Here is a 19,687-nt window from a genome sequence, read left to right on the forward strand (position 1 = left end):
CGGAGCGCTACGACAGCCACTCACGCAGCGCTTGCCACGCCACCAACTTTTGGGCGTACGGCACGGCTGCATAAGCTGGACTGCTGGAAGGGAGTTTGAGGATGGCGTGCCGGTCGCCGATGTCGCCCAGCGCCTTCACACCAATGCGCGCGGCGGTGCCGCCGTTGAAGGCGATCACCGCCAACTCGGGTAGCGAAGCAATGAGGCTGGCCAGGTCATTGCCGGCATGGTCGCGGATCTTGCTATCGAGACTGCCCTCTCGCTTGGCCTCGGCCACCACATCCCACAGGCCGATGCGATGGGCGAGCAGCGCCTTCAAGCGCGCGGCGTATTCCATGCCCGGCAGGTCCTGGCCGATCACCTCGCCGGCCAGGCGCCAGAACTGGTTGTGCTTGTAGGCGTAGTACTGCGATTGCGCAAGCGATGCTTCGCCGGGCAGGCTGCCCAGGATCAGCACGCGCGTGTGCGCGTCGACCACGGGCGGAAAGCATCGCTTGAGCGTCACGCTCGTCGTCAGGCCAGCAGGCGGTTCACGCGTTGCACGTACGCCGCCGGGTCGGCCAATGCGCCACCCTCGGCCAACAGTGCCTGATCGAACAACACGTGCAACCGATCTTCAAACGCGGCGCGGTCGGCTTCGTTGCCGGTCACGGTTTCCAGCAGCGCGAGCTTGCGCACCAGCGAGTGCGTGGGGTTCAGTTCCAGCACCGGCTTGCTGTCGGGCGCTTGTTGGCCGGCCTGCTTGAGCAGACGCGCCAGCGTGCCGCTGATATCGCCTTCATCGGCCACCAGGCACGACGGCGAATCGGTCAGGCGATGCGTGATGCGCACGTCCTTGGCCTTGTCGCCCAGCACCGCCTTGGCACGCTCAACCAGCGCCTTGAACTCGCCCTCCACCTTGGCGTGCTCGGCCTTCTCGGCCTCGTCTTCCATCGCGCCCAGGTCGAGATCGCCACGCGCCACCGACACCAGTTCCTTCTCTTCGAAGTCGTGCAGGAACGAGAGCATCCATTCGTCCACGCGATCGGTCAGCAGCAGCACTTCCACGCCCTTCTTGCGGAAAATTTCCAGATGCGGGCTCGACTTGGCGGCCGTCCAGTTTTCTGCCGTCACGTAGTAGATCTTGTCCTGACCTTCCTTCATGCGGCCGATGTAATCCGCCAGCGAGACGGTCTGTGCGCTGTCTTCGTTGTGCGTGGAAGCAAAGCGCAGCAGCTTGGCAATGCGGTCCTTGTTGGCCTGGTCTTCGCCAATACCTTCCTTGAGCACTTGGCCGAAGTTCTGCCAGAACGTGGCGTACTTTTCCTTCTCGGCAGCGTCATCCGACTCGGCCATCGATTCGAGCATGCCGAGCACGCGCTTGGTCGAGCCCTCGCGAATGGCCTTCACGTCGCGGCTTTCCTGCAGGATTTCGCGCGAGACGTTCAGCGGCAAATCCGCCGAATCGATCACACCCTTCACGAAGCGCTGGTAGCCGGGCAGAAGTTGCTCGGCATCGTCCATGATGAAGACGCGCTTGACGTACAGCTTCAGGCCGCTGCGGCGCTCGCGGTCCCACAGGTCGAACGGCGCGTTGGTCGGGATGTACAGCAGTTGCGTGTATTCGCTGCGGCCTTCCACACGGTTGTGCGTCCAGGCGAGCGGCTTGCCGTTTTCGTGGGCGATGTGCTGATAGAAGGCGATGTACTGATCGTCCGTCACATCGGCGCGCGGGCGTGCCCACAGTGCGCTGCCCTGGTTGATGGTTTCCCATTCGTCCTGGGCCACCATCGTTTTTTTCTCTTCGTCCCACGCTTCCTTGCGCATCTGGATCGGCAGGGAGATGTGGTCCGAATACTTCTGCACGACCGACTTCACGCGCCAGGCGGAGAGGAAATCGTCCTCGCCCTCGCGCAGGTGCAGCGTGATGGTGGTGCCTCGCTCGGCGCGTTCGATGGTGTCGACGGTGAATTCGCCATCGCCAGTGCTTTCCCAGCGCACGCCTTCATTGGCGGCCACGCCGGCGCGGCGCGATTCCACCGTCACGCGATCGGCCACGATAAACGCCGAGTAGAAGCCCACGCCAAACTGGCCGATCAGCGCAGCATCTTTCTGCTGGTCGCCCGAAAGCTGGCTGAAGAACTCGCGCGTGCCCGAGCGGGCGATGGTGCCAAGGTTGCGGATGGCCTCGTCGCGGCTCATGCCGATGCCGTTATCGGCAATCGTGATGGTGCGCGCGGCGGCATCAAAGCCGATGCGGATGCCAAGCTCGCCACCGCCTTCCAGCAGCGACGGATTGGCGATGCCCTCGAAGCGCAGCTTGTCGACCGCATCCGACGCATTGGAAACCAACTCCCGCAGGAAGATTTCCTTGTTGCTGTACAGCGAGTGGATCATCAGATGCAGAAGCTGCTTCACTTCTGCCTGGAAAGCCATCTTCTCGTGCGGTGCGCTCATGGTGTGCATAAAAAGTCTGGAAAGTGGAAAGAGAAGCGGGCTACACGTTACGCATGCGCCCGCATGAATTTGTGAGGCTAGATAAGGCGTGGAAGCCGGTTTTCAAGCCCCGCGTTCGAGCTCCTCGGCCAGGAACCGGAGCAACTCCGGATCGGCGCTCGTCGCGATGTTGAAGCGCATCCACGTGGACGGCATCTGCGACGGCGAAAACAGGCTCCCGGGCGCAAACACATAGCCGTGCTCGTGCCCGGCACGGGCGATGGCATTGGTGTCCTGCCCCGTATCAGCCCAGAGGAACATGCCCGCACCCTGCTGCGCAAACAGCTTCAGCCCCATGCGCTCCAGGCTGCGCTGCACGCCGTCGCGGGCGCGGTCCAGACGGGCGCGTATGCGTTCGACATGCTTGCGGTAATGGCCTTCGGTCAGGATCTTGTAGAGCACGCGCTCGTTGATCTCCGGCGTGACGAGACCGGTCAGCAATTTGCCGTCGACGAGGTTCTTGGCCAGCTCCGGGTGGCAGGCAATGAACCCCACGCGCAGGTTGGCCGCGAGCGTCTTGGAGAAGCTGCTCAGGTAGATCACACGGCGCAGCTGGTCGAGGCTCGCCAGCCGCGTGCCGGGGTGGCCGGGCGGGGCGAGATCGCCGTAGATATCGTCTTCGACGATCAGGAAACCGTACTGCTCGGCCAGCCGCAGCAACTGAAACGCCTTGGCCGCCGACAGCGACGTACCGGTCGGGTTATGCAGGATCGAGTTGATGATCAGCAGCTTGGGCCGGCGCACCTGCACCAGCCCCTCCAGCGCCACCAGATCCGGCCCCTCGGCGGTGTACGGCACGCCGATCACCTGCGCCCCTTGCGCGGCAAAGCGGCCGAACATCAGGAACCACGCCGGATCGCCCACCAGCACCGTATCGCCTGGCTGAACGTACTGGCGCGCGATCAGGTCCAGCGACGACGTGATGCCCGAGGTCATGACGATCTGGTCCGGCCGCGCACCGATCTCCAGCTCCGCCAACCGCGTCTGCAATTGCTGGCGCAGCGGCAAAAAGCCCTGCGGCGATCCCCACGCCAGAAACTGGTTGCCGTTCTGCCGGCCGAGCGTGCGCAGCGCGTTGGCGATCAGCTCGCCGTCGAGCCAGCCGTTGGGCAGAAAGCCGATGCCCGGCGCCTTGCGTGGCTCGGCAGAATGGAACATGTTCCGCAGCAGCCACGTCACGTCGATCTTGCGCGCGGCGGTCGGCGGCGGCGCGACAGGCTCTTCGGGCAATGGCGCCTGGCGCTCCTTGACGTAGAAGCCCGATCCGCGGCGCGATTCCAGATACCCCTGCGCCACCAGCCGCTCGTACGCCTCCACCACGGTGAAACGCGAAATGCTCTTCTCCTGCGCCAGTTGCCGGATCGACGGCATGCGCATGCCCGCGCGAAACACACGCTCGTCGATGCGCATGCGCGCCCACTCGGTGAGCTGATCCACCAGCGTCATCTGCGCCGACGGAATCGGGTCAGGCAACTGTTCCGCCGCCGGGCGGGCAGCGGCGCGGCGGGCATCCAGGCTGATGATGTGGGAGGTGGAATTCATGACGGGGTAGGCGGAAGCGGGCCGAAAACTGTACAGAAAGCGCCACGACAAAGTGTACAGGTACTGTACAGACACAGTTCGGTAGCATCAAGGTCAGAATTCCGCCCCAGCGAACCGGAGACATCACATGCCCACGTTGAAACGTTTTGACGAAGACGCCTACCGCACCACCTGCGACGCCACTGTCGTCGCCGTGCATCCAGAAGGCATCGAACTGGACGCCACGGTGTTCTACGCCCGCAGCGGTGGCCAGGCTGGGGACACCGGCACGCTGGTTCTGCCCGATGGGCAAACCATTGCGATCGCCGACACCGTCTACAGCGCCGATCGCCAAACCGTCCTGCATGTGCCTGCCGACTGCGCCAACCTCTCGCTGCTCGCGTCCGGCACGCTGGTCACGGCCACCATCGACTGGGAGCGCCGCCACCGCCTGATGCGGCTGCACACGTGCCTGCACCTGCTGGGCTCGCTGATTTCCGTGCCGGTCACGGGCTGCGGCATCTCGCCGGACGCCGGCCGCATCGATTTCGACCTGCCGGAATCGACGCTCGACCGCGACACGCTCACCACGCAGCTGAACAAACTTATCGGCCGCAACACGCCGGTGCGCATCGACCTGATCACGCCGGAAGAACTGGCCGCGCAACCCGAACTCGTGCGCACCATCGGCGCGGCGCCGCCGGCAGGCGCCTCAGCCATCCGCATCATCCACATCGACGGCATCGACCGCCAGCCGTGCGGCGGCACCCATGTGCGCGCCACCGGAGAAATTGGCCGCGTGGTCGTCACCAAGATTGAAAAGAAGAGCCGCCAGAACCGGCGCGTGGCCGTGGCGTTTGCCGATTGAGCGGCCGCCATGAACAAGTCCGCCGCCCTGCCCATGCAACACATCGACCACGCCGAACGCCGGGGCTTGCTGCTCGGCTTCATCGGCGTGGCCATCTTCAGCCAGACGCTGCCGTTCACACGCATGGCCGTCGCCGAGTTGGATGCCACCTTTGTGGCGCTGGCGCGCGCGGTGCTGGCGAGTGTGCTGGCCCTGGCGATGCTGGCGGCCACGGGCGCGTTCTCGGCCGGCAAGCGCCCGCGCGGCAATCAGTGGTGGCAACTTGCGGTGACGGCGATGGGCGTGGTGGTGGGTTTTCCGCTGTTTTCATCGCTGGCCATGCGCGATGTGCCGGCGGCCCATGGCGCCATCATCACCGGCCTGCTGCCGCTTGCGACCGCCATCTTTGCCGCGTGGTTCGGGCGTGAGCGGCCGTCCGCCGGGTTCTGGCTCTGCGCAATGGTGGGCAGTGTGCTTGTCGTTTCTTTTGCGCTGTTGCAAGGTGCCGGCGCCCTCCACCGCGCCGATTGGCTGCTCTTCACCGCGATGGTGACGGGCGCCCTCGGCTATGCCACCGGCGGCAAGCTCGCGCGCGAACTGGGCGGCACGCAGACGATTGCCTGGGCGCTGGTCGTCTCGCTGCCCGTGCTGCTGCCGCTGGTGGGCGCGCTGGCGTGGCTGCCATCGACACATCAGGCCGAGGCGCTGGCGCATGCGTCGTCGCGCGCCTGGATGGGGCTGGCTTATGTGTCGGCCTTCTCCATGTTCATCGGCTTCCTGTTCTGGTACTCCGGGCTGGCGGCAGGCGGTGTTGCGCGGGTCGGCCAGATACAATTGCTGCAACCTTTCATGACATTGATCGGCGGCTGGCTGCTGCTGGGCGAATCGCTCGACGCGCCTACCGTGCTGTTTGCGTTGGCTGTGATTGCCGTGGTCGGCATCGGCCGGCGAACGTCGGTACGCCGATAGCAACGTCTTCCCTCTTTTGTTGACCGCACTTACCAAGGAGTCTTCATGACCGCCTCGCACGACGCTCAGGCCAAGCTCAAGCAACTCGGAATCGAACTGCCCGCCGCCGGCGCCCCCGCTGCCGCCTACGTCATGGCCGCGCAAACCGGCAACCAGGTCTTCCTGTCCGGCCATATCGCCAAGAAAGACGGCAAGCCATGGGTTGGCAAGCTGGGCGCCGACATGACCACCGAGCAAGGCAAGGCAGCCGCACGCGCCATCGCCATCGACCTGATCGCCACGCTGAACACGCACCTGGGCGGTGACCTCAGCCGCGTCAAGCGCATCGTCAAGGTGATGAGCCTGGTGAACTCCACCCAGGAATTCACTGAACAGCACCTGGTGACCAACGGCGCATCGGAACTGTTTGCCGACGTGTTCGGCGACGCCGGCAAGCATGCCCGCAGCGCCTTCGGCGTCGCACAGATTCCGTTCGGCGCGTGCGTCGAGATCGAGCTGATTGCCGAAGTCGCCTGAGCGACCTGAGCGACGCTTTTTCCAGCAGTCTCTAAGGTGACGGCCCAATGTTGGATGGGCCGGTTGCCTGCTATTCTTTTCGCTTTGCCCACCCACGGCACCCGCTCACGAGGTGGGCGCCGCAACACTAGGACCACACCATGGACCACACCGCCTGTACCTTCTCCAGCCGCGCTCAGAAACTGACCAGCTCGGCGATCCGGGAAATCCTCAAGATCACCGAACGTCCTGAGGTCATTTCGTTTGCCGGTGGCCTGCCCGCCCCCGTCACCTTCCCGGTCGAAGCGATTCAGGCGGCGTGCGCCCGCATGTTTGCTGACAACCCGCAAGCCTCACTGCAGTACACCCCGACCGAAGGCCTGTCGGTGCTGCGTGAGTGGATCGCCCAACGTCATGGCACCACCGCTTCGCGCGTGCTGATCACCACGGGTTCGCAGCAGGGGCTGGACCTGCTGGGCAAGATCTTCATCGACCCGCAAAGCAAGGTGCTGGTCGAAACGCCGACGTATCTGGGCGCCCTGCAGGCGTTCTCGCTCTTCGAGCCGGCCTATACGTCCATCGCCACCGATGACAAGGGCCTGCTGCCGGACGCGCTCACGCCAGAGCTGGCTGCCGGCGCCCGCTTCTTCTACACGATCCCGAACTTCCAGAACCCGACCGGCCGCCGCCTGCCGCTGGACCGCCGCCAAGCCCTGGTAGCCCGCGCGAAGGAACTCGGCGTGCTGCTCGTGGAAGACGATCCGTACGGCGAACTGAGCTACACCGGCGATGCCCTGCCGTCGCTGCGCTCGCTCAATCCGGACGGCGTGGTCTACATGGGCTCGTTCTCGAAGATCCTGGCGCCGGGCATGCGCCTGGGCTACATCATCGCGCCCGAACATATCCACTTCAAACTCGTGCAGGCCAAACAGGCATCGGATCTGCATACGCCCAGCTTCACGCAGCGCGTGGCGTACGAGGTGCTGAAGACCGGGCTGCTCGATACGCACATCCCGAGCATCCGAAACCTCTATGGCAAGCAGTGCGAAGCGATGCTCGACTCGCTCACGCGCCATATGCCGGCCGGTGTGCATTGGAATCGTCCGGAAGGCGGCATGTTCATCTGGGTTGAGGTGCCGGAAGGCATCGACACGATGGCGCTGCTGGAAAAGGCCGTCGCGCGCAATGTGGCGTTCGTGCCGGGCGCGCCGTTCTATGCCAATGCGCCGCGTCGCAATACCCTGCGCCTGGCGTTCGTGACGGTGGCACCGGAGCGCATCGAGCAAGGCATTGCCGTGCTGGGCGAGCTGATCCGCGCAGAAATCGCTGCGCTCACGCCCAAGGCCGCCTAAATTAGCTAACACCATTCACTCGTCCATCTAAGAAAGGAGCCGTCGTCGATGCTGCGGATCTGGGGAAGACTCTCTTCGGTCAACGTTCAGAAAGTGGTCTGGTGCGCGCGCGAGCTGTCGCTGGACCATGAGCGCATCGACGTCGGCGGCGCCTTTGGCGGTGTCGACACGCCGGAATTCAAGGCGATGAACCCGAACGGGATGATCCCCGTCATTGAGGACGGCCTGAACGATTCCGGCGATACGCGCTTCGTGCTGTGGGAATCCAACGCCATCGTGCGCTATCTCTCGGCGCGCTACGGCCCGGGCAACCTCTACCCGCTCGAGCTTCACGAGCGCGCCGATGCCGACCGCTGGATGGATTGGCAGACCACGTCGTACAGCCCGTCGATGGTGGATGCGTTCCTCCAGCTCGTGCGCACGCCGGAAGATCAGCGCGACGCCGAGCGCATTGAACGCTCGCGCCAAGCCGCGGAGCGCAGCACCGCCGTCCTCGAAGCCGTGCTGGCCAAGCAGCCCTACGTGGCCGGCCGCCGCTTCACCATGGCCGACATCGTCTGCGGCTGCGCCACGCACCGCTGGCTCGGCCTGCCGATGGACCGCCCGGCGCGACCGAATCTCGAGCGGTGGATGGCCGAGTTGCGCGACCGCCGCGCCGCGCGGGAAGTCCTGGCGCTGCCTGTCGTCTAAGCCCGCCCGAAACCGGTTGCGGTAGCATCACCAACCGCGCACGGCACCTACGCCGGCGCGGTTTTTTGTTTTCACCGAGGGAAACCCGGATGCCATTGAACCGACCTTCCACCACCGTCGCCACGATCCTCTGGGGCGCGCTTTACCTGGTTGCCGCCATCGTGTCGCACCGGCTGAATGGGCCGGTCGACATGACGGGCTACATCTGGCTGCCGGCGGGCGTGACCATGGCCGCGTTCATGCTGCGGCCGTACCGCGAATGGCCGGGGCTGGGCGCAGCGTTTGCCGTAGCGCAACTGGCGCTGGCCGCGATCGAACACACCAACCCCGCGCACGCCATGCTCTTTGTGCTCGACGAAGCGGGCAGCGCCGCGCTGGCCGTGGCGCTGGTGCGACTGGCGCGCGTGCCGCTTGAAGGGCTCTACTTCGTGCGCGCGATGCTGGTGGCGGGCGCGGTCAGTGCGCTGCTGGGGGCGCTGTTCGGGGCGGCATGGTTTGCATGGTCACAAGGCGGCTCGTTCGGGCACGTGCTGCGCATCTGGGCGGCATCGGATTTTCTAGGCGTGCTGATCGTCACGCCGGTACTGGCGGCATGGTCGCGCTTTCGCGCGTTCCGCTCGGGCGGCACGGACCGCACGGATTTCGTGCTCGGTCTGGCGGCCGTCGTTGCGCTGGCGCTGTCGGCGTACGTCATCTTCGATGGCAACAGCGATGCCAAATTTGGCGACGGAATCGGCTTCGCGCTGACGTACGTCCCGCTGTTCTTTGCCGTGGTGGTGGCCCTGCTGTGGGGCGGCCGCGGTGGCTCGATGGCGGTGCTGCTGCTCACGCTGGTAGCGCTCACGCAAACCGCCGAGGGCGACGGCCCCTTCGCCGTGCTGGATCACCACTATGGCCAGTCGCTGCTGGAAGCGCAGTTGTACCTGGGCATTGCCGCGCTACTGGTGCTGCTGGTGAGCGCGCTCAAGACCACGCGCGAACAACTGCACGAGCAAAGCGCGCAGTGGCAGAACCGCGTGGAACTGGCGTTGGCGGCGTCGGGCCAGCTTGTCTACACCATCGACCCCGCCAGCGGCCGCATCGACTGGGGCGGCGACGTGGCTCTCGTGTTCGGACACGAACCGGCGAGCATGGCGTCGATCTCGACTGTGCTGCAACTGGTGCATCCGGATGACCGCGATGCGCTGCGTGCACGTTGGCTCGGAGCAGCCGCACTGGAAGACGAGGCCGCGACGCCCGCACGCCGCCAGACGTTGCGCATCACGGCGCGCGACGGCACGCTGCACACCGTGGTGGACACCGGTCGCCCACTGACGGACGCCGTTGGCAACACGGCGCTCGTCACCGGTACCTGGTCGGTCGAGACCGCACTGTGACGGCATCGGCGCCCGGTAGCACGGCTGTGCTGCTGATCCATGGCCTGGGCGGCACGGCCTACGACGTGGGCGTGCTGCAGAAAGCGCTGCGCAACGCCGGCGCGGTCACGCACGTGCCAACCTTGCCCGGCCACGGGACGCGCCCGGAAGACCTGATCCACATGCCCGCCGAAGCCTGGCTTGAAACGCTCACGCAAACGTATGAGCAGCTCATCGCCGAGCACGACACCGTGCATATCGCCGGAATGTGCATGGGTGCCCTGCTGGCGCTGGTGCTGGCGCACCGGGTCCGGCATGGCATTGCGCGCCCGCAAGACAGGCTGGCGCTGCTCGCCACGCCGATCCATATCGATGGCTGGTCGACGCCGTGGTATCGGGATCTGCGCTACGTGGTCTATCGCATCCCGGGCATGGCCGCGCGCATGCGCGTGGAAGAGGATGAGCCGTTCGGCATCAAGAACCCGCTGTTGCGGCGGATCATCAAGGCGAAGCTCGCCCGCGGCGACAGCTTCCACTATCCGTGGGTGCCGCTGGCGTGCATCCGGCAGGTGGACCGGCTGCGACGCTGGGCCCTGGCCGGGGCGCCCGATACGCAGTGCCAGACGCTGGTGATCCATTCGCGCGAAGACGAACTCACCAGCCTCCGCTCCGCCCAAACGCTGCAGGCCACCCTGCCCCACGTACGCAGCGTGGTGCTTGAAAACAGCTACCACATGATCTGCGTGGACAACGACCGCGATCAGGTCGCCGCAGAGGTCCTCGGCTTCTTCGGTTTCGACCCTGCAGCGGCCAGGCGCAAGAGCCCAGCCGCCGCTGATTGATGACGCCGCCGATCAGGCGGCCGGCCCTGCAGTCTCGTGCTCGTGCGCCGCGTCCAGCCGGCGCTGCCGCTCGCTGCCTTTGAACACGCCCCGCACCACCACAAAGAACAACGGCACCAAGAACACCGCCAGCACTGTCGCCGTGATGATCCCGCCCAGCACACCCGTGCCGATGGCGCGCTGGCTGGCCGATGCCGCACCGGTTGCAATCGCCAACGGCACGACGCCAAATGCAAACGCCAGCGACGTCATCACGATTGGCCGGAACCGCAGTCGCGCGGCCTCCAGCGTGGCCTCGATCAAGCCCATGCCTTGCGCCACCAGATCCTTGGCTACTTCGATGATCAGGATCGCGTTCTTGGCCGACAGGCCGATGGTGGCAATCAGCCCGACCTTGAAGTAGATGTCGTTGGGCAGGAAGCGCAGCGTGGCGCCCAGCAGCGCACCCAGCACGCCCAGTGGCACCACGAGCATGACCGCCAGCGGAATCGACCAGCTCTCGTACAGCGCCGCCAGGCACAGAAACACGACGAGGATCGACAACGCAAACAGCGCCGGCGCCTGCGCACCCGACAGACGCTCTTCGAACGACTGCCCCGTCCATTCGTAGCCGAAGCCTTCGGGCAGGCCGCGCGCAATCGACTCCATCGCCGCCATCGCCTCGCCTGAGCTGTGACCCGGTGCGGGCGCGCCGGTGATCGTCATGGCCGGAAAGCCGTTGTAGCGATCCAGCTTGAGCGGCCCGACGATCCACTTCGTCGTGGTGAATGCGGAGAGCGGCACCATGGCCCCTGCCGCGTTGCGCACATGCATGCGGCCAAGCTGCTCGACCGAAACGCGCTGCTTGCCGCCGGCCTGCACGATCACGCGGCGCACCTGGTTGCGGTAGACGAAATCGCCTGCGTAATCGGAGCCGAACATCACGGCCAGCGTGCGGTTGACGTCTTCAATCGACACGCCCATCGACAGCGCCTTCTTGCGGTCCACATCAATCAAGACCTGCGGTGCATCGCCCTGGCCCGCAAACGTGACTTCCGACAGCGCCGGATGCTTGGCAGCTTCAGCGAGCATGTGGTCGCGCGCTTGCGCAAGGCGCTCGTAGCCGGCGCCGCCGCGGTCTTGCAAGCGCAGGTCGAAGCCGGGCTTGCTGCCCAGTTCCGGCAGCGCGGGCGAATTCATCGCCATGACCATCGCACCCTTGATCTTGCCGAACGCCGCGTTGGCGCGCTCGACCACCGCATCGACGTGCTGGTCAGCGCCCTTGCGTTGCTTCCAGTCCTTGAGCGTCAGGAACAGCATGGCCGCGTTCTGCCCGTTGCCGTACAGGCTGAAGCCCGTGATGGCCAGCGTGGACGCAACGGCCGGCTCCTGCGTCATGAAGTGCTGCTCGGCCTGCCGCACCACGTCCAGCGTCTGCGCCTGTGTGGCGCCAGTCGGCAGCATGACGACGGTCATGAATTCGCCGGTGTCTTCTTCCGGCAGGAAGGCCGTCGGCAGTTGCGTGAACAGCAGCACCACCACGCCGATGACGGCGCCGTACGCCACCAGCGCGCGGCCCGTGCGGTTCAGCAGCTTGGCAACACCGCCTTGGTAGCGCGCCGTCAAACGCGCAAAGCCCCGGTTGAATGCGCCGAAGAAGCCTTTTCGCTCGGCACCGTGGCCGGCCTGCACCGGCTTGAGCAGCGTCGCGCAAAGCGCGGGCGTGAGCGTCAACGCCAGGAATGCCGAGAACACCATCGACACCGCCAGCGACAGCGAAAACTGCCGGTAGATGTTGCCTACCGCGCCGCCAAAGAACGCCATCGGCACGAACACCGCCGTCAGCACCAGCGAGATGCCGACGATGGCCCCGCTGATCTGCCGCATCGCCTTGGCCGTCGCCTCGCGTGGCGAAAGCCCTTCTTCATGCATCACGCGTTCGACGTTTTCCACCACCACGATGGCATCGTCCACCAGGATGCCGATGGCGAGCACCAGGCCAAACAGCGTCAGCACGTTGATGGAAAAACCCATCGGCAGCATCACCGCAAACGTGCCCAGCAGCGCGATCGGCACGACCAGCGTCGGGATGAGCGTCGCGCGCAGGTTCTGCATGAACAGCATCATCACCAGGAACACCAGCACCACGGCTTCGAGCAGCGTCTTGACCACCTGCTCGATGGCAATGCCGACAAAGCGCGAGCTGTCGTACGCCACCTCGTAGCGCACGCCCGGCGGGAAATGCGCCTGCGCCTCGTCCAGCACCGCGCGCACGCGCTTGGCCACGCCCACGGCGTTGGCGCCCGGTGCGAGCTTGATGCCGATGGTCGTGGCCGGCTTGCCGTTCATGCGCGAGAGGTACAGGTAATCGCTGCCGCCCAGCTCCACGCGCGCCACATCGCGCAGCAGCACCATGCGGCCCTGCGCATCTGCACGCAGCGGAATCTGGCCGAATGCCTCAGGCGTGGTCAGCCCATCGTCACCGGTAACGCTCGCGTTGATGGGCGCGCTTCCCGGCACGGCGCCGCTGCCGATCTCACCCACGGTGATGCGCGCGTTGTAGCGGCGCACGGCGTCGCTCAGGTCGCCGGCGGTCAGGCCCAATGCGGTCAGCTTGTCGGCATCAGGCCAGATGCGCATGGCGTATTCCGCATCGAACAACTGCGCGGTGCCAACGCCCGGCACGCGACGCAACTGCGGAATCAAATCCGACGAAGCGAGGTCGCCCAGGTCGATGCCGTCAAAGCGGCCACGCTCGGCCGTCAGCGACAGATACATCATGTAGTTCTCGGCCGCCTTCTCGATGCGGATGCCGTTGCGGCGCACGACCTCAGGCAGGCGTTCTTCGACGATCTTCAGCCGGTTCTGCACTTCCACCGCGGCAAGATCGGGGCTCGTGCCCTGCGTGAACGACAGGTTGATCGATACGTTGCCCGCCGCGTCGGACGACGACGACATGTACAGCAGCCCCGGCGCACCGTTCATCTCACGCTCGATGATGGCGGTGACGGCGCTCTCCACCGTGCGCGCGGACGCCCCCGGGTAGTTGGCCGAAATGCTGACATTGGGCGGCGCGATGTTCGGATACTGCGCCACCGGCAGCTTGGGCAGCGCGAGCACGCCGGCCAGGATGATGGCCAGCGCAATCACCCAGGCAAAGACCGGGCGGTCGATAAAGAAGCGTGCCATGGTCAGCCCTTCTTCGGCTTCGTGTCGGCGCGCGATGCCGCAGGCACGGGCTTGACCGCCATGCCCGCTTCCAGCGTCTGCATGCCTGGAATGGCGAGGCGCTCTCCACCGGACAGCCCGCTCGTCACCAGCCATTGATCGCCAGCCAACGTTTGCGCAGCCACGGGCCGTGCAGCCAGCGTGTTGTCTGCCTGCATCACAAACACCGTCGCCCCATGGCGATCACGCAGCAACGCGCCCTTCGGAATCGTCACCGCGCCTTGCTGTACGGCGTGCGAGAGCTTCACGCGCACGTACATGCCGGGCAGCAGCAAGCCATCGGGGTTCGGCAGCACGGCGCGCATCGAGACGTTGTCCGTCGCACGGTCTACCGCCAGATCGGAGAACAGCAGCTTGCCCGGGCGCTCGTATGCCACGCCATCGCTCAGGATGACCTGCACGCCGATGTCCTGGCCGCTCAATGCAGCGGCCTGGCCCTTCTTGAGCGCGCGCTGCAAGGCGAGCACCTCGGCAGCGGGCTGCGCAAAGTCCACGTAGATCGGGTCGATCTGCTCGACGGTGGTGAGCGGCGTGGCAGCGTCTTCCTTGACCAACGCGCCTTCGGTGACCTGCGCGCGGCGCGAGCGGCCGGCAATCGGCGCCGTGACGGTGGCATAGCCCAAGCGCAGTTGCGCGGTTTCCAGCGCGGCACGGCTGGACACCACGTCTGCAGCGGCCTGACGCTCCGCGGCTTGCGCTTCAGCATATTCAAGCTCGCTCACGGCGCGCGTGGCGGCCAACCCCTTGTAGCGCACAGCCTTGTCACGCGCGATGGCGAGTTGCGCCTGCGCACGGGCAAGCGCACCTTGCGCGGCGTCCACCTGTGCCTTGAGCGGCGCCGGATCGATGCGAAACAGCACCTGGCCAGCCTTGACCGCCTGGCCTTCGTCGTAGGCCCGCTTGAGGACGATGCCGTCAACGCGCGCACGCACTTCCGCCGTGCGATACGGCTCCAGGCGGCCGGGCAGTTCGGTCACCAGCGGCGCATCGGAGCGTTGCGCGACGGCAAACTCGACCTCCGGCGGGCCGGCCGGCTTGGCGGCCTCATCGACATGCTTGCCGCACGCCTGCAACACAGCCAACGCGCACGCGCACAGCAACCACCGAGGCGAACGGGAACGACGGAACAACACAGAGAACATCATGAGAGGGGGCTGGGCGCGACCGCGCCCGAGGTCTTGAAAAAGCGAAGCGGAAGGCTAGCACGCACATCCGCCGCAGTCTGACCGATTGATTTCCCAGTCTGATCAAGACCTTACGAAGCAGGCGCTGCGTGCGTACGCAGGCCGGCCTGCTTCTGCTTGGCGCTGTTTCAGAAGACGCGACCCAGCTGCAGGTACACGTTCCACACGCCCTGCGGCGCCACCGCAAAACCGAAGTACAGCGGCCCGATGGGGCTGTTGCCGCCAACAAATACGCTGCCGCTCTTCAGGTAAGGGCCCCGCCCGAAATTGTTGCGCAACTGCCAGACGTTGCCGGCCTCGGCGCTGGCGCCGAACACCGGAGCGCGCAGGCCGAGCAGGTCATCGATGCGCAGGTCGTACAGATACGTGAGGCGGCCGTACAGCATGTACTGGCCGTTGAACTGATCCTGCGCATAAGCGGAAAGGTGCTGGAAACCGCCCAGGAAGAAGCCCTCGTTGGCGCCGTTGCCCGTGTTGCCGTTGTTTTCGCGCGTCGGGCTGTTGACGCCAAACAGGCCCGCCCCTTCCAACGCCACATTGAACGTGTGGCGGCCGTAGCTGGTCGCCCACAGGCCCTTGGCCTGCGCGGTGTTGAACTTCTTGTCGAGCGAGCCGAAACCCGCTTCCACGCTGCTGTAGAAGTAATAGCCGCTGCGCGGGAACAGCGGATCGTCGAGTTGGTCCAGCGTGAGCTGGGCGCGGAAGGCCGGCTGCTGGGCGCGCAAGGTGTCAACGGTCGTCGCATCCACGATATTTCCGGACTCGTCCGCGATCAGCTCCAGGTAATTGAACGTCGCCGCCTTCCTGACGTAGTTCACGCCCAGGCGCAGTTCACCCTTGCGGCCCAACGGGATGCCCAGGTCAACGCCGGCGCGCGCCGTCTCGATGGTCAGGTTGTTGAACGGCTTGGCGTCCCGGGTGGGTGGCTGGTCGTCAAAGTAGAGATCGGAGCGCCGGCGCGAGTACTCGGCATACGGCGCCACGTAGAACCCGCGCGCCTGCCACAGCGGCTGGCGCAACTCGGTATGGATGCTCGCCCGGTTGCTGCCAAGCACGATGTCATTGCGCCATTCCAGCCCGCTCTGCGTGAGCCATGGATACCGATGACCAAGGTTGACGTTGAACGCGCCGCGCCCGTCGAAGTTGGTCGACATGCCCAGCCCGAACAGGAAGAACTGGTTGCCCCACGACTTTTCATGCGCGTCGATCTTGAGCGTATGCACGCCGTTCTCTTCCACCAGTTGCTGCGTGACGGTTTCGAAGTCGCCCGTGGTGGCCAGCGCCGACAGCTCGCGGTTGAGCGCTTCGGCGTCATACGCGTCGCCTTCGCGCACCTTGATCAACTGGCGCACACGTGCGGGCGGCACGCGGCCGCTGGTGGTCACGTCAATGGCATCAATACGTGCGCCCGCCACCAGCGTGCCCTGCGGCTCACGGGTAGCGCGGTACGCGGCATATGCCTGCGGTGACAGCGACAACGCCGCGAGCTTGGCCTCAACGCCCTGCGCGGCGCGCTCGCCCTGCCGCACGCCCTGCGGGCCCTTGGCGAAATCGGTGAACGAAAGCTCCGAGAGCTGCGGCTCGATCAGCACATCCTTGCCGCGCAGCAGCGCCTTTTGCGCCCGCACGTTCTGGCCGACGAGGATGGTGATCATCTGCTGCGTGACCGCTGCCGGCGAGGCCAGGTCTTCCGGCCGCTGTAAGTCCGACCCGATGTTGACGGCGATGATGATGTCCGCGCCCATGTCGCGCGCGAGCTGCACAGGCAGGTTGCTCACCAGGCCGCCATCCACCAGCGTGCGCCCGCCCACCTCGATGGGCGCGAACAGCCCCGGCACCGCCATGCTGGCGCGCATCGCCAGCGGCAGCGAACCGTGATCGAGAATCACCCCATCGCCCGTGGCCAAATCCGTCGCCATGGCCTTGAACGGAATCGGCAGGCGCGAAAACTCGATGTTGTCGGGCCACTGCGCCGTCCAGTTCTTGAGCAGCGCGAGCAGGCGGTTGCCCTGCACCAGCCCGGCGGGCAGCTTGAGCTTGCCGTCGCCATAGCCGGCGGACAAGCCGATCGGATACTGGAAATCATCCTCGCGCAGCGATTGCGGCAGCTTGGCGCGGTCGTTGCGGTCGAAGGCGATGTCGCTCAGGTCGACCTGCGAGAGCTTCTGCTCCAGCGCATCGGCACGCATGCCGCTGGCGTACAGCCCGCCCACCACGGCGCCCATGCTGGTGGCGGCAATCACATCCACGGGAATGCGCATGCGCTCCAGCATCTTGAGCACGCCAATATGCGCATAGCCGCGCGCCCCGCCGCCCGAGAGCACCAGACCAATACGCGGGCGCGTCGATTCGGTGTTTGCCTGCGTGGGCGCTGCCGCTGTCTGGCCATGCACGGCAGGCGACAGCACCGCCAATGCCACAAACACGGTGACCACGGCGCCAGCCCATCGGGAGCCGCATCGGCGAATCGGAAAGGCCGTCAGAGAAGCCATGGATAGGGGGCGAAATGGGGTGGTGGTCTGCGCTGCAGGCGCAATGATTCCACAACCCGGATTTACCCGGTGCGATTGCGTGCGCCGCGTCAACCCTCGCACCGCCGCCGATGAATACTTTTCAGGGCGAAAGTGACAGAATATTGCCGGGATCCGGACACGCTTGTTCCTACAATCCGCGTTTGCCCCTGCGAAAAGGGGCGACAGAAGACGTTCGGTATCGAGAAGAACCGAAACGCCCAAACAGGAGGAGATCAAGATGTGGAATCAAGTCTATGACCCGCTCGGCAGTGCCGTGTGGTCGACCCTAGCGGCCGGGATACCGGTTGCGGTGCTGCTGTGCTCGCTGGCGTTCTTCCATATGCAGGCGCATCTGGCTGCGGGCCTGGCGCTGATTGTCGGGGTGGGGATCGCCTCGTTCGTGTTCGGCATGCCGACCGCCATGGCCGGCAAGGCAGCCGGTCTGGGCATCGTCTCCGGCCTGTTCCCGATTGGCTGGATCGTTCTCAACATCATCTTCCTGCATCGGCTCACCACCTTGAACGGGTCGTTCAAGGTCTTACAGAGTTCGATTTCCGGCATTACCGAAGACCGCCGCCTGCAACTGCTGCTGGTGGCGTTCAGCTTTGGCGCGTTCTTTGAAGGCGCCGCGGGCTTCGGCACGCCGGTGGCCGTTACGGGCGCCATCCTGATCGGCCTGGGCTTCTCGCCGCTGGCCGCGTCGGGCCTGGCCCTGATCGCCAACACCGCGCCGGTGGCCTATGGCGCGCTGGGTGCCCCGCTCATCGGGCTGGCGTCGGTCACGGGGCTGGATTTGCTGCAGCTCTCGGCCATGGTCGGCCGCCAGTTGCCGTTCTTCTCGGTGCTGGTGCCGTTCTGGCTGATCTGGGCGTTCGCGGGCTTCCGCGGCATGCTGCAGATCTGGCCGGCGATCCTGGTGGCGGGCGTGTCGTTTGCGATTCCGCAGTTCCTGGTGTCGAACTTCCACGGCCCGTGGCTGGTGGACGTGATTGCGGCGCTGGTGTCGATGGGCACGCTCACGCTGTTCCTGAAGGTCTGGAAGCCCAAGACGATCTGGACCTCGACCGCCCTGCGCAATCGCGAAGACAACTCCCGAGTCGACCCTGAAGCCGCCGCCGAAGCGCGCGAAGCCACCACGGCCACCAACGGCAAGATCTCGCGCATGCAGGCGTGGCTGCCGTGGGTGATCCTGACCGTGTTCGTCTTCATCTGGGGCGTGCCGCAGTTCAAGGCGTTTGCTGACGGCCTCTGGGCATTCAAGTTCGCCATTCCGGGCCTCGACAAGATGGTGCTCAAGGGCCCGCCGGTGGTACCCAAGGTGATTGCCGAAGGCGCGGTGTTCAACTTCAACGTGCTGTCGATGGCGGGTACGGGCATCCTGGTTTCGGCCATCGTGGGCGGCCTGCTGATGGGCTACTCGCTGCCGCGCATGCTCAAGGAGTACTGGAACACCATCAAGCTCACGCGCTATTCGCTGCTGACGATCTGCGCGATGTTCGGCATCGGTTACCTCACGCGCTACTCCGGTCTGGACGCAACCCTGGGTCTGGCCTTCGCCCACACGGGCGTGCTGTACCCGCTGTTCGGCACGATGCTGGGCTGGCTGGGCGTGGCGCTCACCGGGTCGGATACGGCCTCGAACGTGCTGTTCGGCGGCCTGCAGAAGACCACGGCCGAGCAGCTGGGCCTGTCGCCGATCCTCATGTCCGCAGCCAACAGCTCGGGCGGCGTGATGGGCAAGATGATCGATGCACAGTCCATCGTCGTGGCCTCCACCGCCACCAAGTGGTACGGCCACGAGGGCGATATCCTGCGCTACGTGTTCTTCCATTCGCTGGCGCTGGCCTTCCTGGTGGGGCTGATGATTACCCTGCAGGCCTATGTGGAGCCGTTCACGCGGATGGTGGTGCACTGAGCCCCCGCTCCCGACGGAACCCGAAAGCCGCTCAACCGAGCGGCTTTTTTCATGCGAAGCCGACACGTCGAACCAACTGCCTCGCACGTCGGGTTCCGAACTCCAACGGCGAAGCAAAAAGCCCCACGCGTCGAGCTCCGAGCTCCACCCGCCGAGCAAAAAGCCTCGCGCGTCGAGCTCCGAGCTCCACTCGCCGAGCAAAAAGCCTCACGCGCCGAGCTCTGAGCTCCACCTGCCGAGCAAAAAGCCTCACGCGCCGAGCTCTGAGCTCCGACGGCCGAACAAAAAGCCTCGCGCGTCGCGTTCTGGACCCCAACCGCCG

Annotated in this window: 14 protein-coding genes; 8 read left to right on the forward strand and 6 right to left on the reverse strand. The window is 65.6% G+C overall.

Going from position 1 to position 19,687, the window contains the following annotated elements; all coding sequences use genetic code 11:
- Positions 1 to 7 precede the first annotated feature (7 nt).
- The 3 genes from NG898_RS14880 to NG898_RS14890 all read right to left on the reverse strand — a co-directional run bounded on the left by NG898_RS14880 (position 8) and on the right by NG898_RS14890 (position 4,092).
- Entirely contained in the window at positions 8 to 505 is a 498-nt protein-coding gene (locus NG898_RS14880; protein WP_252693053.1) for a DNA-deoxyinosine glycosylase, read from the reverse strand.
- Between the two features lie 8 nt (positions 506 to 513).
- Entirely contained in the window at positions 514 to 2,436 is a 1,923-nt protein-coding gene (gene htpG, locus NG898_RS14885; RefSeq protein WP_252693055.1) for a molecular chaperone HtpG, read from the reverse strand.
- A gap of 102 nt (positions 2,437 to 2,538) precedes the next feature.
- Positions 2,539 to 4,092, reverse strand: a complete 1,554-nt coding sequence (locus NG898_RS14890; protein WP_252693057.1) for an aminotransferase-like domain-containing protein — start codon at positions 4,090 to 4,092, stop codon at positions 2,539 to 2,541.
- 52 nt (positions 4,093 to 4,144) lie between these two features.
- Here NG898_RS14890 and NG898_RS14895 point away from each other — a divergent pair, with 52 nt between their 5' ends.
- From NG898_RS14895 to NG898_RS14925, 7 genes are all read left to right on the forward strand, one after another.
- Complete coding sequence (locus NG898_RS14895; protein ID WP_252693059.1) at positions 4,145 to 4,864, forward strand: alanyl-tRNA editing protein; 720 nt, start codon at positions 4,145 to 4,147, stop codon at positions 4,862 to 4,864.
- A gap of 9 nt (positions 4,865 to 4,873) precedes the next feature.
- The gene (locus NG898_RS14900) at positions 4,874 to 5,812 is read left to right on the forward strand and encodes a DMT family transporter (RefSeq protein WP_252693061.1); all 939 of its coding nucleotides are present in this window, start codon (positions 4,874 to 4,876) and stop codon (positions 5,810 to 5,812) included.
- Positions 5,813 to 5,857: 45 nt separating this feature from the next.
- The gene (locus NG898_RS14905) at positions 5,858 to 6,328 is read left to right on the forward strand and encodes a RidA family protein (protein WP_004629056.1); all 471 of its coding nucleotides are present in this window, start codon (positions 5,858 to 5,860) and stop codon (positions 6,326 to 6,328) included.
- A 140-nt stretch (positions 6,329 to 6,468) separates the two neighbouring features.
- Positions 6,469 to 7,659 carry an aminotransferase-like domain-containing protein gene (locus NG898_RS14910; RefSeq protein WP_252693063.1) on the forward strand — a complete coding sequence of 397 codons (1,191 nt, stop codon included), beginning with the start codon at positions 6,469 to 6,471 and terminating at the stop codon, positions 7,657 to 7,659.
- A gap of 48 nt (positions 7,660 to 7,707) precedes the next feature.
- Complete coding sequence (locus NG898_RS14915; protein ID WP_252693065.1) at positions 7,708 to 8,349, forward strand: glutathione S-transferase family protein; 642 nt, start codon at positions 7,708 to 7,710, stop codon at positions 8,347 to 8,349.
- Positions 8,350 to 8,438: 89 nt separating this feature from the next.
- Positions 8,439 to 9,725, forward strand: coding sequence for an MASE1 domain-containing protein (locus NG898_RS14920; RefSeq protein WP_092971630.1), 1,287 nt, complete (start codon positions 8,439 to 8,441; stop codon positions 9,723 to 9,725).
- Entirely contained in the window at positions 9,722 to 10,546 is an 825-nt protein-coding gene (locus NG898_RS14925; protein WP_252693067.1) for an alpha/beta hydrolase, read from the forward strand. The genes NG898_RS14920 and NG898_RS14925 overlap by 4 nt, the downstream gene beginning before the upstream one ends.
- A gap of 12 nt (positions 10,547 to 10,558) precedes the next feature.
- Here NG898_RS14925 and NG898_RS14930 read toward each other — a convergent pair whose 3' ends face one another.
- From NG898_RS14930 to NG898_RS14940, 3 genes are all read right to left on the reverse strand, one after another.
- A complete protein-coding gene (locus NG898_RS14930) occupies positions 10,559 to 13,714 on the reverse strand; it encodes an efflux RND transporter permease subunit (protein WP_252693068.1) in 3,156 nt (1,051 codons plus the stop codon).
- Between the two features lie 2 nt (positions 13,715 to 13,716).
- Positions 13,717 to 14,898, reverse strand: coding sequence for an efflux RND transporter periplasmic adaptor subunit (locus NG898_RS14935; protein ID WP_420803695.1), 1,182 nt, complete (start codon positions 14,896 to 14,898; stop codon positions 13,717 to 13,719).
- Positions 14,899 to 15,065: 167 nt separating this feature from the next.
- Positions 15,066 to 17,429 carry a patatin-like phospholipase family protein gene (locus NG898_RS14940; RefSeq protein ID WP_252693070.1) on the reverse strand — a complete coding sequence of 788 codons (2,364 nt, stop codon included), beginning with the start codon at positions 17,427 to 17,429 and terminating at the stop codon, positions 15,066 to 15,068.
- A 259-nt stretch (positions 17,430 to 17,688) separates the two neighbouring features.
- Here NG898_RS14940 and NG898_RS14945 point away from each other — a divergent pair, with 259 nt between their 5' ends.
- On the forward strand, positions 17,689 to 19,365 hold the full coding sequence (locus NG898_RS14945) for an L-lactate permease (protein ID WP_252693072.1): 1,677 nt from the start codon (positions 17,689 to 17,691) through the stop codon (positions 19,363 to 19,365).
- Positions 19,366 to 19,687: the final 322 nt, after the last annotated feature.

The organism is Ralstonia mojiangensis (assembly GCF_023955645.1).
Classification (GTDB): domain Bacteria; phylum Pseudomonadota; class Gammaproteobacteria; order Burkholderiales; family Burkholderiaceae; genus Ralstonia; species Ralstonia mojiangensis.

Coding starts and splice junctions, on each gene's coding strand:
- htpG (WP_252693055.1), bottom strand. CDS start 2,436: ATGAGCGCACCGCACGAGAAGATGGCTTTCCAGGCAGAAGTGAAGCAG.
- NG898_RS14895 (WP_252693059.1), top strand. CDS start 4,145: ATGCCCACGTTGAAACGTTTTGACGAAGACGCCTACCGCACCACCTGC.
- NG898_RS14900 (WP_252693061.1), top strand. CDS start 4,874: ATGAACAAGTCCGCCGCCCTGCCCATGCAACACATCGACCACGCCGAA.
- NG898_RS14905 (WP_004629056.1), top strand. CDS start 5,858: ATGACCGCCTCGCACGACGCTCAGGCCAAGCTCAAGCAACTCGGAATC.
- NG898_RS14910 (WP_252693063.1), top strand. CDS start 6,469: ATGGACCACACCGCCTGTACCTTCTCCAGCCGCGCTCAGAAACTGACC.
- NG898_RS14915 (WP_252693065.1), top strand. CDS start 7,708: ATGCTGCGGATCTGGGGAAGACTCTCTTCGGTCAACGTTCAGAAAGTG.
- NG898_RS14920 (WP_092971630.1), top strand. CDS start 8,439: ATGCCATTGAACCGACCTTCCACCACCGTCGCCACGATCCTCTGGGGC.
- NG898_RS14930 (WP_252693068.1), bottom strand. CDS start 13,714: ATGGCACGCTTCTTTATCGACCGCCCGGTCTTTGCCTGGGTGATTGCG.
- NG898_RS14935 (WP_420803695.1), bottom strand. CDS start 14,898: ATGATGTTCTCTGTGTTGTTCCGTCGTTCCCGTTCGCCTCGGTGGTTG.
- NG898_RS14940 (WP_252693070.1), bottom strand. CDS start 17,429: ATGGCTTCTCTGACGGCCTTTCCGATTCGCCGATGCGGCTCCCGATGG.
- NG898_RS14945 (WP_252693072.1), top strand. CDS start 17,689: ATGTGGAATCAAGTCTATGACCCGCTCGGCAGTGCCGTGTGGTCGACC.